Below are 19,758 nucleotides of genomic sequence, written 5' to 3'. Positions count from 1 at the left end.
ATGGGAGCGCAGCCCGCGGGCAATGATTCCCTTCAATTTTCACAGACACGTTGTTCAGTCGCTGAGGGCAGCCATTTCAGGGCGTGCTCCAACAAAATCGCCACGACAATCGCCCCTGCGGCGATCACGAAGAGCATTGCGTGCTGACCGCCCGTGGCATTGAACAGCGCCGAAAAGGCAAATCCGGCCAGCGCCTGAAACGTGGCAAACGATACGGTGGCGCGGCTCCAGGCGATTTGCTGACGATGGTGATCCGGCACCAGTTCATGCACGCGGGCCAAGGCCAGCGGGACGATGCCGGGCGGGAATGAACCGATGATCACTGCCAGCACGGCTAACGCGATGAAAGAGTGGGAAACCGCCAGCAGTCCCAGCGCAATCGCCTGCACCACCAATACCAGCCGAATGCCCATCCGCGCGCCAAGCCGGTCCGCGAGAAAGCCGTAACTTACCGGGCCGACAATTGCGCCCAGGCCATACATCACCCAAACCAGAGCGCCAATCTGCGCCCCGGTACCGAGCCCGCGAGCCACGTAATCCACCAGGAACACCATGGCCGGCACCAGACCTGCGGCCATGAAGGCGTATTGGCCGAACAGCAAATAGACGGCGGAGGGCGTTGGCTCAACCGCCGCGCCTGTGTGAGTGGCGGTCGGGTGCGGTAGATCAACAGGCCAGCCAAACCAGCTGATCGCGGTCAGCAACAAGGACAATCCGCCCAGCCCCAGCCAGGTGGCGTGCAGGCCCATATTCAACAAGGGCGGGACGATGGTTCCGGAGGCGGCGATGCCCAGGCCGATACCGAGAAAAATCGCACCGCTGGCCAGTCCTTTGCGGGATGCCGGCACGTGGGGCAGTACAGTCGCCGCCACCAGCACCATAATCGCGCCGCCGGTAATCCCCGACAGCAATCGCCAGCCAAAGAACCAGCTCACCGACAACGGAAATGCGCAGGCAAAAAACGCTGCGGTGACCAGCAGCATCATCAGTCGCAGGGCGTTTTTATTGCCCAGTTGCCGTGCGATCGGTCGGCCGAGCAGGGCGCCGATCAGATAGCCGACCAGATTGGCTGCGCCGAGGTAGACCACGTCATTGGCAGAAAACCACTGCGCCTGAATCAGCGAGGGAATAAGCGGTGTGTAGGCAAAACGCGCCAGCCCAATGCCGACCAGGCTGGCGCAGAGTCCCGAGAAAATCGGTAAGGCTGAGGTTGATGTACGCATGACAGCGATCCTGAGGAAGGTCTATGGCGCTCAGAATATCGGCTATCTTTGCTGCGGTAATGCAGCGATTTGGCTTTATAGTGATGCAAATTTGCATGGGGCGGGCAGCATGAACTGGGATGATGCGCGGGTATTTCTCGCGGTATGCAGAGAGTCGACATTACGCGGCGCAGCGCGGGTTCTGGGGGTGGATCAGGCGACCGTCGGGCGACGGATCACGGCGCTGGAAAAGTCCCTGAGCGCGACCTTGTTCCTGCGCACTTCCGACGGCTACGCACTGACCGCAGTCGGCGAAGCCGCGCTCAAAAGCGTGGAGAAAATGGAGCAGTCGGCGCTGGAACTTGAGCGGCAGATTCAGGGCCTGGATGATCGTCTGACCGGCACCGTACGCGTCAGCACCACCGACTCGCTGGCCATCGACTTCCTGATCCCGGCCATTAGCCGCCTGCACGCGCAGCACCCGGACGTGCGTGTGCAACTGGACGCCTCCACGCAGATTCTTAGCCTGGCCAAGCGCGAGGCGGACATCGCTGTGCGCAATACCCGGCCTGACAATCCCGATCTGATCGCGCGGCGGATTGCACGCTGGCCCGTGGGATTGTTCGCTTCACAGGCGTATATCGACGCCCATGGCATCCCGCTGCCGGGTACGGCGTTCGAAGGCCATGACCTGGTGGTCTACCAGCCGTATTTGCAGACGCACAAGGACATGACGCTGGTTTGCGAGCCGCTGCATCGCGGACGGATTGTCGCCAGCCTGAGTTCAAGTCTGTTGGTACGCCGCTCGATTGCGGCTGGCCTGGGCGTAGGAGAAATCCCGGTGTACATGGGCGAGCGCGATGGCCTGGTCAGGCTTTGGCCTGAGCGCAATCGCCCGCAACCGTATGAGGTCTGGCTGGTGACCCACGCGGACTTGCGCCACACCGCACGGGTCAGGGCGGTGATTGAGCAGATTGTCGAGGCGTTTGCACTGGAGAATGAGTGACGGCTCAAAGCGTTTTGGACAAGCTACAGCGTCTGACGAAACGCCCTACATCCACAGCAGAATCTGCCGGCTTGTGGGCTTGGAGCGCCAGTCCTAAGGTTGATGCAACTCGCAGCGCCAGGAAATCGGTGCGCCAGAGAAGGTATCGCTAACCCAGGGAAGGGGATCGGATTGAAAGCCAGGGAATTCGAGCAATATCAAACCACCGACATATTGAGCAAAGGTCGTAACACACAAGCCATGAACGCTATCAGCCGTGAAGAATTCAACGCCAGGATCGAGACCATCGAGGCAAGGATGGATGCTCGGGTAGAGCGAGTGCACGCCGATATCAGAGAGTTCCTTTGCTCGCAGGCAGAGCGAGACAAGGCTAATGAGCGCATCCAGTGTGAGCGAGATAAACGCTACGACTCGATGATTCAAGGCATTGCCATCGAGTCCAAAGAGGCGCTCAAAAAGGCGGGTTCCGTAAATGCCAACGTCTGGATGGCAACGGCTGTGCATCTGTTTGGTGTGGTCAGCATCGTCGTAGGTGGCTATTTCGCCAGTCAGGCCAACCTGTATGCAGCGATACAAACAACCTTGGCGGCGGTTCAGGCGGGCAAAGATGTCGGTGCTGCCAAGCCTGCCGAGTTGCCATCATCGGTGTTGCCAAAATAAAAAAACGGCCTTCAATCGAAGGCCGTTTTTGTTGGCTTTGGAAACCCATGCCTCATGGCATTTGCGGCAGCTCTTGCGGACGCAGGTCAAACACCAGGACTTCGGCATCCACGCCATTGCTCAGGGTCAATGCCTGTTCCTCGCGAACCCGCACGCCGTCACCTTCCTGCAGCAACTGGCCATTGAGTTCAACACTGCCGCGAGCGACATGCACGTAGGCGTAACGGTTGGTGGACAGTTTCAGGGTGGCGCTTTCCTTGCCGTCGAACAACCCGGCGTAAACCCGCGCATCCTGGCGCACTGTCAGTGAACCATCGCTGCCGTCCGGCGAGATGATCAGTTGCAGACGACCGCGTTTTTTCTGCGCGCTGAAGTGCTCCTGCTGATAGCGCGGTTTGGCGCCGCTGATCTCCGGCACAATCCAGATTTGCAAAAAGTGCACGGGTTTGGTGGCCGAATGGTTGAACTCGCTGTGCGCCACGCCGCTGCCGGCGCTCATCAGTTGTACGTCGCCAGGGCGGATCACAGAGCCGGTGCCCAACGTGTCTTTATGTTCCAGCGCACCTTCGAGCACGTAGGAAAAGATCTCCATGTCGCGATGCGGGTGCTGGCCGAAACCTTTTCCGGCGGCAACGCGGTCATCGTTGATCACCAGCAGGTCGGAAAAACCCTGTTCACGTGGGTCGCGGTAGCTGGCAAAGGAAAAGGTGTGGAACGACTTCAACCAGCCATGATTGGCGAGGCCACGATCGGAGGCTTTGCGAAGAGTCAGCATGATGAAATCTCCTGTGGGGACGTGAATTCGTCCGAGTGAGGAGAAGGTTACTGTTTACTCTTCGGGGTAATAAGTAGATGGAAATTGAAATACTGTCCCTTTCTGGTTGACAGTTGTGTGCGCTTGATCACGTATTTTTTTCCGACGATTGTGTCGCAGTTGGCCATAATGCTCAGCCAGTCTTGTCCGTCCATTTTTCATTATCAGTGATGTGTACCCCATGAAAACCGTGGCCATGGTGTTATTCCCCGACTTTCTGCTGCTCGACATGGCCGGGCCGCTGGAAGTGTTTTCGGTGGCCAATCGCTATTTGAAACCGGAGTCGCACTATCAGCTGACGACCCTTGGCACCGAGCGCGGGCCGTTGCGTGCTTCCAACGGTGTGCTGGTACACACCGACCGGCATATCGAACAAGCCCTTGAGCGCTACGATTTGCTGCTGGTGCCAGGAGGGCCGGGGGCTTACAACGAAAAACACCCGGCGTTGCTGGCCTGGCTGAAAGCGGCCGTGCCCTGTGCCGAGCGATATGGTTCGATCTGCACCGGCGCCTTCGTGCTCGGCCATGCCGGGTTGCTCGACGGCTATCGGGTGACCACTCATTGGAACTACACCGAACGCCTGATCAAGGCCTTTCCAAAGGCGAGCGTCGCCACCGACCAGATTTTCATTGAGGATCGCAATCTGATCACCTCTGGCGGGGTCACGGCCGGCATCGACCTGGCGCTGGCGCTGGTGGCGCAGGATCACGGCAAGAAGTTGGCCCAGGACGTCGCCAAAGTGCTGCTTGTCGTGATGAAACGTCAAGGTGGACAGGCGCAGTTCAGCCCATTGATGGCGGCGGTGGCGCCTCAGGAAACACCGATCACCCGAGTACAGAATTACGTCCTGGACCATCTCGACGAAGTGTTCACTGTCGAGCGCATGGCAGGATTGGCCAACATGAGTGCACGGCACTTCGCGCGGACGTTTGTCCGCGACATCAATATGACGCCGATGGAGTTCCTGCAAAGTGCGCGTATCGACTGCGCACGAAATCTTTTGGAAACCACTGACCTGCCTTTGAAAACCGTGGCCTACAAGAGTGGTTTTGGCAGCGTTCGGCACATGCGTCTGTTGTTCGCGGAAAAACTCGGCCTTACCCCTGTGCAATACCGCGAACAGTTCAGCTAGAGCGGTTCTGTCCGTTGTGCGCACCCGGATGTCCGTGCTGCGCCCTGTGTGAAGGTTGTGCCGTCATCGCAGGCTGCCAAGATAGTTGGCATGAACAGCCTCAACGATTTGCACTCGGCGTCAGTCCTGTATTTCGGCCCTTACGCCTTTCATTTGCGCCAACGGCTGATCCTCGACGGGGATCGGCAACTGCGCATGGGCGGGCGGGCGCTGGACATTCTGCAGGTGCTGGTCGAGCGTGCAGGCCGAGTGGTCAGAAAGGAAGAGTTGATTGCACGGGTCTGGCCCACTTCGGTGGTCGAAGAGATCAATCTTCGCGTCCACATTGCCGCCCTGCGCCGGGCGCTCGGTGACGGTGAGAACGGCCAACGCTACATCGTCAATGTGCCGCAATGTGGCTACAGCTTTGTTGCTCCGGTGCATGGCGACAATTTCGAGCACGTGGCCCTGGAACACCTGCAAGCGCCACAACACAACTTGCCTGTGCGGCTGACGCCGGTGACCGGTCGCGACTCCGTGGTGGGCTCGATGGTGCGGCAATTGCCACTGTGCCGATTGATGACCGTGACGGGGCCTGCGGGTGTCGGCAAAACCACGGTGGCGTTGCGTGCTGCAGAGTTGCTGTTACAGCATTTTCGCGACGGGGTCTGGCTGGTGGACCTGGCGGTAGTCAACGACGCCACGCCACTGCTCGATTATCTGTTGCACACCCTCGAAACCGATCTCGTCACGCTGGCAGCGCGTCACAGCTTGCTGGTGCTGGATAACTGCGAGCATCTGCGTGAAGCCTGCAAGGCTCTGGTTGAACGTTTACTGGAGGCCGCGCCACGGTTGTCGATTCTTGCGACCAGTCGCGAAGCATTGCAGGCCAGTCTGGAGACCGTGCAAACCCTGCCGCCACTGGCCATTCCCAAGTCCTCAGCGTTGGGCAGTGTCGAAGAGACCATGAGCTATTCGGCCGTGCAATTGTTTGTCAGTCGTGCCCGAGCCCGGCAGCAGGGTTTTACCCTGCGTGAACAGGATCTCAATGCTGTGCGCGACATCTGTCGGCGGCTCGATGGGCTGCCACTGGCGATTGAACTGGCGGCGGCGCACATTGATGCGCTGGCGTTGGTCGGCTTGCAGTCTCAACTCGACAATTGTTTGCAGCTGCTCAGCCATGGTCGGCGTACTGCCGTGCCACGCCATCAAACCCTGAAAGCCGCGCTGGACTGGAGCTATCAGCACCTGAGTGAGCAGGAACAGCGGGTGCTGCAACGCCTGTCGGTCTTCAAAACGGCGTTTGCCATCGATGCGGCGATGGGTGTCATCAGTTGCGCGCTATTACCCCCGTCGACGTTGGCCCTGATGATTGATCGGTTGGCGCAGAAGTCTTTGCTGGCGGTGGAGCGGGGCAGTGCCGGGTTGCGCTATCGCATGCTCAACACCACCCGTCGTTACGCCCGCGAACAACTGGAACGCAGCGGTGAATACAACGAGTACGAGCGTCGGCATGCGCGGTTCGTCAGCCGCAGTCGTTGGGTGTCAGGCTCGCAGTTGGCGGCTCAACTCGTCGAGTAACCAGCGCACCTTGCGCAAGTCCGGGGTGGCGTAGCCCTCAGTGAAGCGTTGATAGATCGGGCTCAATAATTCCAGCGCTTCGCGGTAGCGGTTCTGCCGTTGCCACAACTGCGCCAGCGAAGTGGCGCTGCGCAGTTCCCAGGCCAGGGCGCCTTGGGTTTGCGCAATCGACAGTGCCTGGAGCAAGACCTTTTCGGCTTGCCGGGTGTTGCTGTCGGGGCAAGCCGAATCTTTAATCAACATCTGATCGGCCCGAGCCCGCAGAATCTCCGCCGTGCTCCAGCCTGCCGCTCCGTTGTGTGCCCGCTCAAGCAACGCGTCATCAACAAAACTGCTGTCCAGGGTGACCATGATTTCCCTGATCAGGCCGCTGTCTTCGGTCGCTATCGGCACGGCGGCATCGGCGTCGAGAACCTGCGCGTACTGGCATGCCCAGCGATAGAACAGCAATACGGAATGCTTCTGCGCCTGCTCCAGCAACAGCTGCAGCAAAGCACGGGCGTTTTGCGCGTCACCGTTGTAATGAGCAATCAGGCAACTGGCCAGCGCCAGGGTGTAGCAGATCGAGGTGCCGTGGTTGATTTGCACGGCGATGTCCAGTGCCTGCCTGGCCGTACGCCAGGCCTGTTCAGGGAAACCTTGCAGCCACAACACCCGGGCCAGCACCGTCAGCGAGGCGACGCTCTGGTCGTACTGCACGCCGAAGCCATGGGTGAAACGGTTGGGATTGCCGTTTTGCGCCATGTGCTGAATCACTTGCTCGGCATGCAGGCGTGCCTGCTGCTGGTCGCCGGCGTAATGCAGCGCCAACACCCGCAGGCGATGTGTACTCAGCGACAACTGCGGGTCGCCGTGCAGGCCGAGTCGATCGAACTGTTCGCTCTGTTCCAGCGCCGACCGATAGTGGCCACAGCTGAGGTTGACCGCCATGTGCCCGGACACCGCACGCAGCTGGCCGGCCACGTCGTCGTACTCTTGCGCCAGCGCATGGGCATCGACGAATGCGGCGATGGTTTCCGGGGTACCACCCCAGGTGTGGTAGCAGGCGCTGCCGAGCGCCAGTTTCAGCGAGATCTTCACCCGAGGGCAAGGTTCGGCAGCGTTTTCCAGCAGGGCCAGCGCCTGACGCACGTAACCGCCGTATTCCTTGAGCAGCGACAACTCTTGCCACAGGGGCGCCGAGGTCGCGGCCAGATAAATCCCCACATCATTGGGGCCTGCACCGTTCAGACTCCAGTCGAGCGCCGCGCGCAGGTCTTCCAGACCGCGTGCGTAGCGTTCGATCCACAGGGCGGTTGAGGTCGTTTCCCAATCGGTCTGCGCCTGATACATCAGCGCCAGACAACGTTCAGCGTGGCGTTCGCGGGTTTCGGCGAGTTCGGCGCCTTGCTCGAGTTTTTCCAGGGCATAGCGACGCGTGGTGTCGAGCAACCGATAGAACACTTCTTCGTCACCGACTTCGACGTTGAGCAACGATTTGGCGACCAGTTGTGTGATTGAACCGAACACCTCGCCGGGCTGGATGTGCTGTCCACCGATCACCGCAGCGGCGGACTCCAGCGTGAAGCCACCCCGAAACACACCGAGTCGACGCAGGCAGGTCTGTTCGCAATCGGTCAGCAGGTTGAAGCTCCAGTCCAGCGTGGCACGCAGCGTCTGGTGGCGCTCCACGCTGCTCTGATTGCCGGCAGCCGATACCGGCAGACGCCCTTGCAGCTGGCTGAGCAAACCCTGCAGGCCGAGTTCTCCGACCTGCGCCGCCGCCAGCTCCAGCGCCAGTGGAATGCCATCCAGACGCCGACAGATTTCAAGCGCATCGGGCAACTCGGCGTCGCTCAATTCAAAGCCCTCGTGCGCGGCCAGGGCGCGTTCGGCAAACAGTTGCAGTGCCGAAAAACTCAACGCCTGCGCACGATCAAGCACGGCAATCGGCGGCGGGTAATCGAGGGATTCGAGACGTTGCACATACTCGCCTTCGGCACGCAGGCTCTCGCGGCTGGTGGCCAGAATGTGAACCTGCGGCGCACCGCGCAAAATGCTCTCGCTGAGCAGTGCCATGGCGTCGATCAGGTGTTCGCAATTGTCGATTACCAGCAGCATCTGGCGCTCGCGCAGCGCATTGACGAGGTGGGTCAGCGGATCGTTGTCATGCGGCACCACGTCCAGCAGGGCCGCCAAGTGCGAGCAGATCATTCGTGCGTCGTTGATCGGCGAAAGATCCAGCAGCCGGATACCGTCCCGATAGTGGCCGATCATCTGCTCGGCAACGCGCAGGGCCACGGTGGTTTTGCCGATGCCGCCGGGGCCGACCAGCGTGATGCAGCGCTGGCGTGGCAACTGCCTGATCAGGCTGTCGACCAGCGGCTGGCGGCCGATCATTCGCGTGCGGCGCAGTGGCAGGTTATGCCGGGTGCCGGTCTCTGCGCAGGTGTGCTGTTCGATCGATTGCAGCCTGATCGGTGCGACAAAGCTGTAGCCGCGCTGCGCCACCGTGACGATGTATCGCTGCCCGCCCTGACCATCGCCCAGGGCTTTGCGCAACGCCGCCATGTGCACCCGCAGATTGATGTCTTCGACGACGCTGTCCGGCCACACGCCGGCAATCAGTTGCTGCTTGCTCACGACATCGCCGGCATGCGCCAGCAGGATCAGCAGAATATCCATGGCACGTCGGCCCAGGCGTAACGGCTGCTCGCCCTCAAGCAGCAGCCGTTTGCCGGGCTGAATCCGATAGGGGCCGAAACCGAGGGCCTGATTCGGGGGAAGACTCAACAGCTCACTCCTGCGAAATTTTTATAATCCTGCCCACGGCGTGTGAAGCCTCCGTGAAGGGCAGTGCGGATCAGCGTCAGCGGCACGCAAGCCTTCTAATCCGCAGTTTTGCCGACATATTCCGCAGGTTCTGGCGTCAGTGCAACGTGCAGATTGCCGGCAATGCTCGAAAGTGATGCAGCGATCGGCATTTTTGCCCGCTGCAATGTTCAGACCAGCGCTTTGTCTCGCGGACAATTAACAACGATTAACTCGTCTGTGTTCGCTTCAAGCCCAAAAATCCGATGAAGCAGGCCTGGACCTGACGGCTGCAATGGAGTGCACGCGTGCGGAGGACGGCGCAATGAGCAACGTGGTGGTGGTCTATCACAGCGGCTATGGCCACACTCGCGTCATGGCAGAAGCCGTGGCGCAGGGCGTCGAACGGCACTTGGGCAGTACCTGCCGGTTGGTGGCGGTAGAAGAGGTCGAGTTCTATTGGGATGAGTTGCACCGCGCCGACGCGATCATTTTCGGTGCGCCGACTTACATGGGCAGCGCGTCGGCGGGCTTCAAGCATTTCATGGAGGCCAGCGCGGCGTTCTATCTGGCAAAACCATGGCGCAACAAGGTTGCCGCCGGGTTCACCAATTCCGGAAGCCTGTGCGGGGACAAGCTCAATACATTGCTGCAAATGGCGGTGTTCGCCGCGCAGCATTCGATGATCTGGGTGGGTCTCGACCTGCTCCCGGCGCGCTCGGTGGCGGGCTGCTTCGATGGTCAGTTGAATCGTCTGGGCAGCGCGCTCGGGGCCATGTCCCAATCCAATGTCGAACAGCCCCCCGAGCAGGCGCCGCCGCTCGAAGACCGGCGCACGGCGGCACACCTGGGCGAGCGGGTGGCGCAAGTGGCGCAGCGCTTGAGGCAGCAATGAAGCGCAGGGAAATGAGCTTGGCGCGCGACAGCGTCTAGACCGCCAGGCGTATGCCGACAGGCGCGGCCGACGCTGGTGGCTTTTCGGCCTTCATGCCCGGCACCTCACGACACCGCCAGGCGAAAGGGCTGATCCCTTCGCTGCGGGTGAAGATATGGCAGAAATGTGCCTGATCGCAGAAGCCACATTCCAGGCTGATCTGCGTCAGGCTCAAGTGGGTGAGCCGGATCAACTGCTTGGCACGAGCGATGCGCTGGGTGCGGATCCAGTCCTGTGGCGAGAGTCCGGTACTGCATTTGAACGCCCGGGAAAAATGACTGCGTGACAACGAACAGGCCTCTGCCAGTTCGGTGACTTCCAGGCTTTCACCCAGGCGGTCGAGGATCAACTGTTTGGCCCGCCGTTCGCGTTGCGGACTGAGGCCGCCGATGCGCGGTGTGCGGGATTCGCTGGAGGGGGCGAGGGCGACTGTTTGTTGTAAGTGAGCCATGGCCAATGTCCGTGTCGGGGGGCAACGCACGCTCGGCACGTTTCCCTCTGGTCAAAAAAACAATGTTTCGCAGAGGGTTTCATTGTTGGACGGGGCCGGAAGACTGACGAGTTAAACGTTGTTAATTGCGCCGCAAAACGTTGAACTCAGCACATCGCTGCAAGTCGCCGCCATCGACAAACCTTCCAATGGCTGCCGGTGGAATACGGCCCATACAAACGTGCGGCCAGCGTACCGTTGATCAAGTAAAGTACGGCGCTATCGCACCCGACTGAACACGACTTCTCAAGCAAGGAACACGAGCCCATGAACCGTAACGATCTGCGTCGCGTCGACATGAACCTGCTGGTGATTTTCGAAGCGCTGATGTTCGAAAAGAACCTGACCCGCGTCGCCGAAAAACTGTTCATGGGCCAACCGGCGGTGAGTGCCGCGCTGGGGCGTTTGCGCGACCTGTTCGATGATCCGTTGCTGCTGCGCAACGGCCGCAGCATGGAGCCGACCGCCCGCGCGCTGGCGATTCTGCAGGAGCTGCAACCGGCGATGGACGTGATCTCCGGCGCGGTCAGCCGGGCCAAGGAGTTCGACCCGGCGAGCAGTTGCGACGTGTTCCGCATCGGCCTGTCGGACGACGCCGAGTTCGGTCTGTTTCCGCCGCTGCTGCGACAGCTCCAGCAAGAGGCGCCGGGCATCGTTGTGGTGGTACGCCGTGCCAATTATCTGTTGATGCCGGCGCTGCTGGCGTCCGGGGAAATCTCGGTCGGGGTCAGTTACACCACCGATCTGCCGGCCAACGCCAAGCGCAAGAAACTGCGCGACATTCCCTGCAAAGTGCTACGCGGCGATGATCGCCCGGGGCCGCTGACGCTGGACGAATACTGCGAGCGCCCGCACGCGATGGTGTCGTTCTCCGGTGACCTGAGCGGCAACATCGACCTGGACCTGGCCAAGGTTGGCCGGCGTCGGCGCGTGGTGCTCGGCGTGCCGCAGTTCAGCGGTTTGCGTGCGTTGCTCGCCGGCACTGAAATGATTGCTACCGTGCCGGACTATGCCGCGTGTGCGCTGGTCGAAGGCTGCGCCTTGCGCGCTGAAGATCCACCGTTCCCGATCGATGCCGCACAGCTGTCGATGGCCTGGAGCGGGGTGCACGACAACGACCCGGCCGAGCGCTGGCTGCGCTCGCGGATCAGCCAGTTCATGGCGGCGCCGCTGGATATCCCGCATTCCTGACGCACCAACTTTCCCTGTGGGAGCGGGCTTGCTCGCGAAAGCGGTGTGTCATTCAACAATGATGCTGGCTGACCGGACGCCACTGTCGGATCGCCGCCCGCACCAGGCTCGCTCGCACAGGAATCCGACTCGCCTGAAAGAGAGCACATCCATTCAATTTTCCCTCGCCCGCACCGAGCATGATTCAACCCGATAAGGATTTAAGGGTAGGGTCATGAGCGCATCACAACACGATGAGCAGGCACAGGATATCGGTCTGCTGTTTCTGCGGGTCAGCGGCGGGCTGTTCCTGCTGTGGGTCCACGGTTTGCCCAAGCTGCTGGACTTCAACGCGCAATTGCAGCAGATCGAAGATCCGTTCCACCTCGGCGCGCACCTCACACTCTGCCTGGCGATTTTCGCTGAAGTCCTCTGTCCGCTACTGATCGTCGCCGGGGTGCTGGCGCGATTGGCCTGCTTGCCTATTCTTTTTGTTCTGCTGGTGGCGCTGCTGGTCGTGCATCCGCAATGGAGTGTGGCCGAGGGGCAATTCGGCTGGTTGCTGTTGATCCTGTTCGCCACTGTGTTTATCGCCGGGCCGGGACGCCTGGCGCTCAATGTTCGTCTGCCCGGAGTGCTGCGTTATGCCTGAAGCCCTGAGTCCAAAAGCACCGGGGGTCGGTGAAACCGTGACCCTGATCGTCAAGCACCGGGTCAAGGCCGGGTTTGAACAGCCATACGAGGCGTGGTTGCGCAACATCGTCCGGGTCGCCGGGCAGCGCGACGGTCACCTCGGGGTCGACGTGGTGCGCGGCAAGTTGGCCGGTCTCGACACCTACACCTGCGTCCTGCGCTTTTCCTCCACCGAGGCCATGCAACTGTGGCTGGAGTCGCCGCAGCGTCAGGCGCTGGTGGATGAAGCGGCGCCGATGCTCGCCGATGGCGACCAGACCGAAGTCGCACCGGTCAACGAATTCTGGTTCGCGCCGCTGGCCGATGCCGCGAAGCCGCCGCCGCGCTGGAAGCAAGCGGTGATCACCCTGCTGGTGATTCTGCCGCACACGCTGCTGGTGCCGCTGATCTGGGGGCCGCTGCTCAAGCTGCATCCGCTGCTTTCCAACTACGTGGTCGCCACGTTCCTGATCACCCTGACCATCGTCCTGTCGGTGGTGTACGTGTTCATGCCCCGCGTGACCCGGTTGTTCGCGCCGTGGCTGGAAGCCGGTCAGGCCCATGCTCACGTCGAGCCGGCGAAACAGCCGTCACGCTGACACCCATTCATCTACTCGAAAGGAACTGCGATGAACGCCGATCTGATTCTGTTCAATGGCCAATTTCATACCGTAGACCGCAGCAAGCCGCTGGCCAGTGCCGTGGCGATCAAGGACGGCCGCTTTGTCGTCGTTGGCAACGACACCCAGGCCATGGCCCTGCGTGGTTCGGCCACGCAAGTGATCGACATGCACGGGCGCTGCGTGATCCCCGGTCTCAACGACTCGCACCTGCACCTGATCCGTGGCGGCCTCAACTACAACCTCGAACTGCGTTGGGAAGGCGTACCGTCGCTGGCCGATGCGTTGCGCATGCTCAAGGAGCAGGCCGACCGTACGCCGACTCCGCAATGGGTGCGCGTGGTTGGTGGCTGGAACGAATTCCAGTTCGCCGAAAAACGCATGCCGACTCTTGAGGAACTCAACCAGGCCGCACCGGACACTCCGGTATTCGTCCTGCACCTGTACGACCGCGCGCTGCTCAACCGCGCCGCACTGCGCGTTGCCGGTTACACCCGCGACACGCCGAACCCACCGGGTGGCGAGATCGTGCGCGATGCCAACGGCAACCCGACCGGCATGCTGGTGGCAAAACCCAATGCGATGATTCTGTACTCGACGCTGGCCAAGGGGCCGAAGCTGCCGCTGGACTATCAGGTCAACTCGACCCGGCAGTTCATGCGCGAACTCAATCGCCTCGGCCTGACCAGCGCGATCGATGCCGGCGGTGGTTTCCAGAACTATCCAGATGACTATCAGGTGATCGAGCAACTGGCCAAGGATGATCAGTTGACCGTGCGCATCGCCTACAACCTGTTCACCCAGAAGCCCAAAGAAGAGCTGACTGATTTCCAGAACTGGACCAGCAGCGTCAAGTTGCACCAGGGCGACGATTACCTGCGGCACAACGGCGCTGGCGAGATGCTGGTGTTCTCCGCCGCCGACTTCGAAGACTTTCTCGAACCGCGCCCGGACCTGCCGCAGACCATGGAGCAGGAGCTGGAACCGGTGGTGCGCCATCTGGTCGAGCAGCGCTGGCCGTTCCGTCTGCACGCCACTTACAACGAATCGATCAGCCGCATGCTCGACGTGTTCGAGAAGGTCAATCGCGATATTCCGTTCAACGGTCTGCCGTGGTTCTTCGACCACGCCGAAACCATCACACCGCAGAACATTGAGCGGGTGAGGGCGCTGGGCGGCGGCATTGCGATTCAGGATCGCATGGCGTTCCAGGGTGAATACTTCGTCGACCGTTACGGCGCGAAAGCCGCCGAAGCCACGCCGCCGATCAAACGCATGCTCGTCGAAGGCATACCGGTCGGCGCCGGCACCGATGCCACGCGGGTTTCCAGCTACAACCCGTGGACATCTCTGTACTGGATGGTCAGCGGTCGCACCGTCGGCGGTCTGGCCTTGTACGAAGAAGGTCTGCCACGCACTACCGCACTGGAACTGTTCACCCACGGCAGCGCCTGGTTCTCGTCGGAACAGGGCAAGAAGGGCCAGATCAAGGTCGGGCAACTGGCGGATCTGGCGGCGCTGAGCGCGGACTTCTTCCACGTCGAGGAAGAAGCGATCAAGTGGATCGAGTCGGTATTGACCGTGGTCGGCGGCAAGATCGTTTACGCCGCCGGCGATTTCGAAGACCTCGGCCCACGCTCGATCCCCGTGCTGCCGGACTGGTCGCCGGTGGTCAAGGTGCCGGGCCACTGGCGCCCGAACTCGCCGTTGCAGGCGCAAGTGCACCAGTGCGTCGGTGCCTGCGCAGTGCACGCGCACAGCCATGAAAAAGCCCGATTGTCCAACGCACCGGTCAGCGACTTCGCCGGTTTCTGGGGCGCGTTCGGCTGTTCCTGTTTCGCTTTCTGATCACTACAAAAAAGCGCCGGCCATCCGGTCGGCGCCTCACGCAACAACCATCCACCGAGGAGTTTCCCATGAGCGTTCCCTACAAGCGTCTGAACAAAGATGATGCGGTCGTGCTGCTGGTCGACCACCAGACCGGTCTGATCTCGCTGGTACAGGATTTCACCCCCAACGAGTTCAAGAACAACGTGCTGGCGCTGGGCGACATCGCCAAGTTCTTCAAGCTGCCGACCATCCTCACCACCAGTTTCGACGCCGGCCCGAACGGTCCGATCGTGCCTGAGCTGCGCGAGCAATTCCCTGATGCACCGTTCATTCAGCGCCCTGGCCAGATCAATGCCTGGGACAACGAAGACTTCGTCAAGGCGATCAAGGCCACCGGCCGCAAGCAACTGATCATCGCCGGTGTGGTGACGGACGTTTGCGTGGCATTCCCGACCCTGTCGGCCATTGCTGAAGGTTTCGAAGTGTTCGTGGTCACCGATTCTTCCGGCACCTTCAACACCACCGTGCAACAAGCCGCGTGGGCGCGCATGTCGGCCGCCGGTGCACACCTGCTGAACTGGTTCTCGGTGGCGTGCGAGCTGCAAGGTGACTGGCGCAACGACATGGAAGGTCTGGCGCATCTGCTGTCCGAACGCCTGCCGAACTACCGCAACCTGATCAACAGCTACACCAAGTTCACGGCCAAGTGATTGCTTGAACTGAAAGTGCCCGCTTGATTGCGGGCATTTTCATGTGCAGTAAAAAAGAGGCGCAACCCACCACCTCCTGTGGCGAGGGAGCTTGCTCCCGCTGGTCTGCGCAGCAGTCCCCGAAATCTGTGAGCGCTGCGCACTCAAGCGGGAGCAAGCTCCCTCACCACAAGGTATGGCGTCCACCTGTTTGTCAGGGCTAGCGCTTTTGCAACCAGCCGAGAAACCCACCCTTGCGCACCGCCACCGGTTTGGCCATCAACGCCAGCCGGCTGTTCTGCTGTCGCACGGCCTGCAATTTGTTCAGCGCCTGGCCGACTTCGCTGCGCTGCTCCATGCATTGGCGGGTCAGCGCTTTGTCGAGGCGATAGATGATGCTCGACGTCAGCGCGGTGAACGTGGCTTGCGACGGGGTATCGGCGAGTATGCTCTGTTCGCCCATGACCTCGCTCGGCCCCATGCGTCCGGCTTCGGTCTGGCCGTTGCCATCGGGCACGGTCGCACTGACCACACCAGTGGCGATGACAAACAGACTGTCGGGCACTTCATCCAGCCCCAGCACCACCTGACCGGCCGCGTATTGCTGCGCGACCATCGATTCGGCGAGGCGATCACGTTCCTCATGGCTCAGCGAGCGGAAAACTTTCACTTCATCGAGCAACGCCCGGGCGCGGGTCGAGGGCTCGATCACGCCATCGGGGTGCCGGGAAATTCCTGCGGCTTCGAGATGCCGATGGGCGAGGTCGAACAGTTGATTGCGCACCTCGCCTTTCTTGCTCAGTTCACTGATGAAACCGCTGGCGACATACTCCGACATCACCTCACCGGCCTCTTTCAACACGGCTTTGGGCGGCGGATTGAGCAGCAGACTGCTGCTGCCTTGCAGCGTGCGGTCGAGGGCGTCGAGCACCCGCCGCGGGCGAATGTGATTCGGCACCTTGATGCTGATCGACACCCCGTGCAGGTTGGTCGGGCGACTGAGATTGACGATCTTCGCCTTGGCCGCCACCGAGTTCGGCACCACGGCCAGGGTTCCGGTGCTGGTCAACAGATGCGTGGCGCGCCAGTCGATGTCGATGACCTTGCCCTCGACGCCGTCGATCACCACGAAATCGTCGACCTGATACGGCTTGGTGGTGTTGAGCACGATCCCCGAGAACACGTCGCTCAAGGTGCTTTGCAACGCCAGACCGACGACGATCGCCACCACCCCGGAAGTCGCCAGCAAACCTTTGACCGGCAGTTCCAGCACATAGCCGGCGGCCGCGACGATCGCCGCCAGAAACACCAGCGCGCCGATCACGTCCTGCAACAGCCGACCGCTGTGGCCGATGCGCCGCATCAGTGCCAGACCGATCACCTCGGTGAGCACCCGCGCGGCGTACAGCCACCAGACAATCCCCAACGCCGTTGCGCCCAGTTGCATCACCCGGTCATCGGCGAACAGCGGCGCCTGCAACGGGCTGATCTCGGCGTTGATGATCAATGCGCTGAACGCCAGAAACAGCGCCAGGCGAATGCCGACTCTCGGTGCGCGATGCTTGAACGGGGCGAGGTGCCAGAGCAGCGCATCGAGCAGCAGCAGGGCGGCGCTCCAGGACAGTGGATGGGTGAGGAGGATGGACATGATGTGCTCCACGATGATGAGCGCTGTTGTGGCGAGGGAGCTTGCTCCCGCTTGAGTGCGCAGCGCTCACACAACCTTGGGGGCCGCGCCGCACCCCAGGGGGACCAACCCCCCTCGCCACAGAATGTGGTCAGGCAAAAAACTCGCCACACCGTCAGGTGTGGCGAGTGAGGGGGTCTCAGTTCAGATGCGTCTTCAGCTCAGCCGCGGCCTGGCGCACGGCCGCTTTCACTTCGGGAATCTGGCTCAGTGGGTTGAGCAAGCCAAAGTCATGAATCATCCCGTTGTAACGCACCGACGTCACCGGCACACCGGCCGCATCCAGATGCCGCGCATAGCCTTCGCCTTCATCACGCAACACGTCGAACTCGGCGGTCTGCACCAGCGCGGCGGGCAAGCCCTTGAGCTGCTCGGCACTGGCGTTCAGTGGCGAGGCGTGGATCTGTGCGCGCTCGGCCGGGTTGGTGGTGTAGTTGTCCCAGAACCATTGCATCATGCCCTTGGTGAGGAAGTGGCCCTCGGCGAATTGCTGGTACGAGCCGTCGTCGAACTGTGCGTTGGTCACCGGCCACATCAGCAGTTGGAAGCGCAGGGCCGGGCTCTGCTTTTCTTTGGCCATCAGCGCCACGACCGCCGCCATGTTGCCGCCGACGCTGTTGCCGGCCACCGCCAGGCGCTTGCCGTCGACGCCAATGTCCTTGCCATGCTCTGCCACCCATTTGGTCGCCGCGTAGGCCTGGTTGATCGCTGTCGGATACTGCGCTTCCGGCGACGGCGTGTAATCGACGTACACCGCGACCGCTCCAGAGCCGACCACCAGATCGCGAATCAGGCGCTGGTGCGTCGGGTAATCGCCCAACACCCAACCGCCGCCGTGGAAGAACATGAACACCGGCAATTCACCTTTGACCTTGGCCGGCCGCACCACTTTGAGGTTGATCGTCTGGCCATCGACCTTGATTGCCTTGTCACTGACTTCAACCCCGGACAGGTCAACCTTTACCGACGCTTGCGCACCGGCCAGCACCGCACGGGCATCCTTCGGGCTGAGTTGCTCCAGCGGTTTGCCGCCGCCGGCGGCGAGGGCTTCGAGGAACGCCTGGGTGTTGTGTTCGACACCCGAGCTGCCGGCGGCGAATGCGTTACCGATGGACAGGGCGAGGAGGGATGCGGTCAGGGTCTTTTTGATGTTCATGCTCAATTCCATTTTCGAAAGTTATTGGTGTTGTGTCGGGCTGTTTTCAAACCGTGAGCACAGATTAATGAGCTGTCGAAAAGTGAAAAAGCGGCTATAAAGCGTTTGACTGTCTACCAGAGAGTGACAATGAACCCGTTCGAAGACATGCGTATTTTTTGCCAGGTCATGGACTCCGGCAGTTTCACTGCTGCGGCCGATCAGTTGGGCCTGTCCAAGCAGTTCGTCAGCCGCCGTTTGATGCAGCTCGAAGAGCGCCTCGGTGTGCGGCTGTTGAACCGTTCCACCCGACGCCTCGACGTCACGCCACTGGGCCAGAGCTACTACGAGTCGGCGCTGCGTCTGCTGGGCGAAGTGGAACAGGTCGAGCAGGGCATCGCCGGGCAGACTGCCGAGCCGCGCGGGACCATTCGCGTCAGTGCGCCGCTGTCGTTTGCCGTGGCGCATCTGGGCTGTCTGCTGCCGCTGTTTCTGCAGCGCTATCGCGATGTCACCGTGGAGGTGGATTTGAGCGACCGCCCGGTGGACCTGCTTGGCGAAGGTTATGATCTGGCGCTGCGCATTGGTGTGCTGGAGGACTCGACGTTGATTGCGCGGCGCATCGCCGCCATCGAACGGGTGTACTGCGCCAGCCCGGCATATCTGGCCGAACGCGGCACGCCGCTCAATCCCGAAGACCTGCACAGCCACGACTGCCTGCCGTACGGCCATGGTCGTTCGGTGCAATGGCGCTTCAATGCGGGGCAGGGCAAGCCGCTGCTGGTCAATGTCACCGGACGCATGCGGGTGAACAATGGCGAGCTGTTGCGCGATGCGGCGGTGCAGGGGATGGGGATTACTTATCTGCCGACGTTCATCGTCGGCGCGGCGCTGAAGGACGGGCGGCTGATGCCAGTGCTCGACGACTACCGCCCTGAACCGCTGACCCTGTCGGCGGTGTACCCGCAACACCGCCAGGCGTCGCGCCCGGTGCAGGCACTGGTCGAATTCCTGCGCGAACGCCTCAACCAGATGTGACCACGCCAAAAGTGTGGGAGCGGGCTTGCTCGCGAAGAGGTCGTGTCAGTCGATGAAGATGTTGGCCGGACCGACGTCTTCGCGAGCAAGCCCGCTCCCACAGGTTTTGTGGCGTGTGCAAATCTTGTGGGAGCTTTTTGCAGCGATGAGGTCCGGTCGCAAAAATCTCTACGAAGCCGCCGCATTACCCCCTGTGGGAGCGGGCTTGCTCGCGAAAGCGTCCTGTCAGCCAACATCTCCGTTGCCTGACTCACCGCCTTCGCGAGCAAGCCCGCTTGTGTCTGAGTAAGGGAATAAACTCTGGGGTGAGAGGGGTGGATGGCAAGCTG

17 protein-coding genes are annotated in these 19,758 nt (G+C 61.3%); 11 read left to right on the top strand and 6 right to left on the bottom strand.

Annotation, left to right across the window (positions count from 1 at the left end):
* Window positions 1-32: 32 nt before the first annotated feature.
* Window positions 33-1,223: a YbfB/YjiJ family MFS transporter gene (locus tag LVD08_RS25140; protein WP_247269511.1), complete on the bottom strand. Its 1,191-nt coding sequence runs from the start codon at window positions 1,221-1,223 to the stop codon at window positions 33-35.
* 109 nt (window positions 1,224-1,332) lie between these two features.
* On the opposite strand from LVD08_RS25140, the gene LVD08_RS25135 reads away from it, so the two are divergent.
* Both LVD08_RS25135 and LVD08_RS25130 read left to right on the top strand, forming a co-directional pair.
* Window positions 1,333-2,208 carry a LysR family transcriptional regulator gene (locus LVD08_RS25135; RefSeq protein WP_247269510.1) on the top strand — a complete coding sequence of 292 codons (876 nt, stop codon included), beginning with the start codon at window positions 1,333-1,335 and terminating at the stop codon, window positions 2,206-2,208.
* Between the two features lie 171 nt (window positions 2,209-2,379).
* Window positions 2,380-2,868, top strand: coding sequence for a hypothetical protein (locus LVD08_RS25130; RefSeq protein ID WP_247269509.1), 489 nt, complete (start codon window positions 2,380-2,382; stop codon window positions 2,866-2,868).
* A 52-nt stretch (window positions 2,869-2,920) separates the two neighbouring features.
* Here LVD08_RS25130 and LVD08_RS25125 read toward each other — a convergent pair whose 3' ends face one another.
* Window positions 2,921-3,643, bottom strand: coding sequence for a pirin family protein (locus LVD08_RS25125; protein ID WP_096796189.1), 723 nt, complete (start codon window positions 3,641-3,643; stop codon window positions 2,921-2,923).
* A 220-nt stretch (window positions 3,644-3,863) separates the two neighbouring features.
* Between LVD08_RS25125 and LVD08_RS25120 the strand changes: the two genes are divergently transcribed.
* Both LVD08_RS25120 and LVD08_RS25115 read left to right on the top strand, forming a co-directional pair.
* Window positions 3,864-4,814, top strand: a complete 951-nt coding sequence (locus LVD08_RS25120; RefSeq protein ID WP_103367636.1) for a GlxA family transcriptional regulator — start codon at window positions 3,864-3,866, stop codon at window positions 4,812-4,814.
* Between the two features lie 90 nt (window positions 4,815-4,904).
* Window positions 4,905-6,374: an ATP-binding protein gene (locus LVD08_RS25115; protein WP_247269508.1), complete on the top strand. Its 1,470-nt coding sequence runs from the start codon at window positions 4,905-4,907 to the stop codon at window positions 6,372-6,374.
* Here the strand turns inward: LVD08_RS25115 and LVD08_RS25110 are convergent.
* A complete protein-coding gene (locus tag LVD08_RS25110; protein WP_247269507.1) occupies window positions 6,339-9,146 on the bottom strand; it encodes an ATP-binding protein in 2,808 nt (935 codons plus the stop codon). The two genes, LVD08_RS25115 and LVD08_RS25110, sit on opposite strands and share 36 nt — an antisense overlap.
* 343 nt (window positions 9,147-9,489) lie before the next feature.
* Between LVD08_RS25110 and LVD08_RS25105 the strand changes: the two genes are divergently transcribed.
* On the top strand, window positions 9,490-10,059 hold the full coding sequence (locus LVD08_RS25105) for a flavodoxin family protein (RefSeq protein ID WP_027611586.1): 570 nt from the start codon (window positions 9,490-9,492) through the stop codon (window positions 10,057-10,059).
* A 34-nt stretch (window positions 10,060-10,093) separates the two neighbouring features.
* On the opposite strand, the gene LVD08_RS25100 is transcribed toward LVD08_RS25105, so the two are convergent.
* Window positions 10,094-10,549, bottom strand: a complete 456-nt coding sequence (locus LVD08_RS25100) for a helix-turn-helix domain-containing protein (protein ID WP_027611587.1) — start codon at window positions 10,547-10,549, stop codon at window positions 10,094-10,096.
* 306 nt (window positions 10,550-10,855) lie between these two features.
* Between LVD08_RS25100 and LVD08_RS25095 the strand changes: the two genes are divergently transcribed.
* From LVD08_RS25095 to ycaC, 5 genes are all read left to right on the top strand, one after another.
* Window positions 10,856-11,779: a LysR family transcriptional regulator gene (locus LVD08_RS25095; protein ID WP_027611588.1), complete on the top strand. Its 924-nt coding sequence runs from the start codon at window positions 10,856-10,858 to the stop codon at window positions 11,777-11,779.
* 214 nt (window positions 11,780-11,993) lie between these two features.
* The gene (locus LVD08_RS25090; protein WP_096796196.1) at window positions 11,994-12,410 is read left to right on the top strand and encodes a DoxX family protein; all 417 of its coding nucleotides are present in this window, start codon (window positions 11,994-11,996) and stop codon (window positions 12,408-12,410) included.
* Window positions 12,403-13,029, top strand: a complete 627-nt coding sequence (locus LVD08_RS25085; protein WP_095136682.1) for an antibiotic biosynthesis monooxygenase — start codon at window positions 12,403-12,405, stop codon at window positions 13,027-13,029. Before LVD08_RS25090 ends, LVD08_RS25085 begins: the two co-directional genes overlap by 8 nt.
* A gap of 30 nt (window positions 13,030-13,059) precedes the next feature.
* Complete coding sequence (locus LVD08_RS25080) at window positions 13,060-14,898, top strand: amidohydrolase (RefSeq protein ID WP_247269506.1); 1,839 nt, start codon at window positions 13,060-13,062, stop codon at window positions 14,896-14,898.
* Window positions 14,899-14,966: 68 nt separating this feature from the next.
* Window positions 14,967-15,590 (top strand): isochorismate family cysteine hydrolase YcaC, encoded by a 624-nt coding sequence (gene ycaC / locus LVD08_RS25075; protein ID WP_007961287.1) that lies wholly within the window; start codon window positions 14,967-14,969, stop codon window positions 15,588-15,590.
* A 199-nt stretch (window positions 15,591-15,789) separates the two neighbouring features.
* Here the strand turns inward: ycaC and LVD08_RS25070 are convergent, their stop codons facing one another.
* Window positions 15,790-17,217 (bottom strand): mechanosensitive ion channel family protein, encoded by a 1,428-nt coding sequence (locus LVD08_RS25070; protein ID WP_247269505.1) that lies wholly within the window; start codon window positions 17,215-17,217, stop codon window positions 15,790-15,792.
* Window positions 17,218-17,395: 178 nt separating this feature from the next.
* Window positions 17,396-18,412 carry an alpha/beta hydrolase gene (locus tag LVD08_RS25065; protein WP_247269504.1) on the bottom strand — a complete coding sequence of 339 codons (1,017 nt, stop codon included), beginning with the start codon at window positions 18,410-18,412 and terminating at the stop codon, window positions 17,396-17,398.
* A 129-nt stretch (window positions 18,413-18,541) separates the two neighbouring features.
* Between LVD08_RS25065 and LVD08_RS25060 the strand changes: the two genes are divergently transcribed.
* Window positions 18,542-19,429, top strand: coding sequence for a LysR family transcriptional regulator (locus LVD08_RS25060; protein WP_096796201.1), 888 nt, complete (start codon window positions 18,542-18,544; stop codon window positions 19,427-19,429).
* Window positions 19,430-19,758: the final 329 nt, after the last annotated feature.

This window comes from Pseudomonas sp. YL2 (assembly GCF_023063025.1).
GTDB lineage: Bacteria > Pseudomonadota > Gammaproteobacteria > Pseudomonadales > Pseudomonadaceae > Aquipseudomonas > Aquipseudomonas putida_A.
Note: the sequence above shows the minus strand (reverse complement) of the source record. Positions and strands in the feature narration are given on the sequence as shown.

Coding starts and splice junctions, on each gene's coding strand:
- LVD08_RS25095 (WP_027611588.1), top strand. CDS start 10,856: ATGAACCGTAACGATCTGCGTCGCGTCGACATGAACCTGCTGGTGATT.
- LVD08_RS25140 (WP_247269511.1), bottom strand. CDS start 1,223: ATGCGTACATCAACCTCAGCCTTACCGATTTTCTCGGGACTCTGCGCC.
- LVD08_RS25085 (WP_095136682.1), top strand. CDS start 12,403: ATGCCTGAAGCCCTGAGTCCAAAAGCACCGGGGGTCGGTGAAACCGTG.
- ycaC (WP_007961287.1), top strand. CDS start 14,967: ATGAGCGTTCCCTACAAGCGTCTGAACAAAGATGATGCGGTCGTGCTG.
- LVD08_RS25135 (WP_247269510.1), top strand. CDS start 1,333: ATGAACTGGGATGATGCGCGGGTATTTCTCGCGGTATGCAGAGAGTCG.
- LVD08_RS25115 (WP_247269508.1), top strand. CDS start 4,905: ATGAACAGCCTCAACGATTTGCACTCGGCGTCAGTCCTGTATTTCGGC.
- LVD08_RS25100 (WP_027611587.1), bottom strand. CDS start 10,549: ATGGCTCACTTACAACAAACAGTCGCCCTCGCCCCCTCCAGCGAATCC.
- LVD08_RS25105 (WP_027611586.1), top strand. CDS start 9,490: ATGAGCAACGTGGTGGTGGTCTATCACAGCGGCTATGGCCACACTCGC.
- LVD08_RS25070 (WP_247269505.1), bottom strand. CDS start 17,217: ATGTCCATCCTCCTCACCCATCCACTGTCCTGGAGCGCCGCCCTGCTG.
- LVD08_RS25080 (WP_247269506.1), top strand. CDS start 13,060: ATGAACGCCGATCTGATTCTGTTCAATGGCCAATTTCATACCGTAGAC.
- LVD08_RS25090 (WP_096796196.1), top strand. CDS start 11,994: ATGAGCGCATCACAACACGATGAGCAGGCACAGGATATCGGTCTGCTG.
- LVD08_RS25120 (WP_103367636.1), top strand. CDS start 3,864: ATGAAAACCGTGGCCATGGTGTTATTCCCCGACTTTCTGCTGCTCGAC.
- LVD08_RS25060 (WP_096796201.1), top strand. CDS start 18,542: ATGAACCCGTTCGAAGACATGCGTATTTTTTGCCAGGTCATGGACTCC.
- LVD08_RS25065 (WP_247269504.1), bottom strand. CDS start 18,412: ATGAACATCAAAAAGACCCTGACCGCATCCCTCCTCGCCCTGTCCATC.
- LVD08_RS25125 (WP_096796189.1), bottom strand. CDS start 3,643: ATGCTGACTCTTCGCAAAGCCTCCGATCGTGGCCTCGCCAATCATGGC.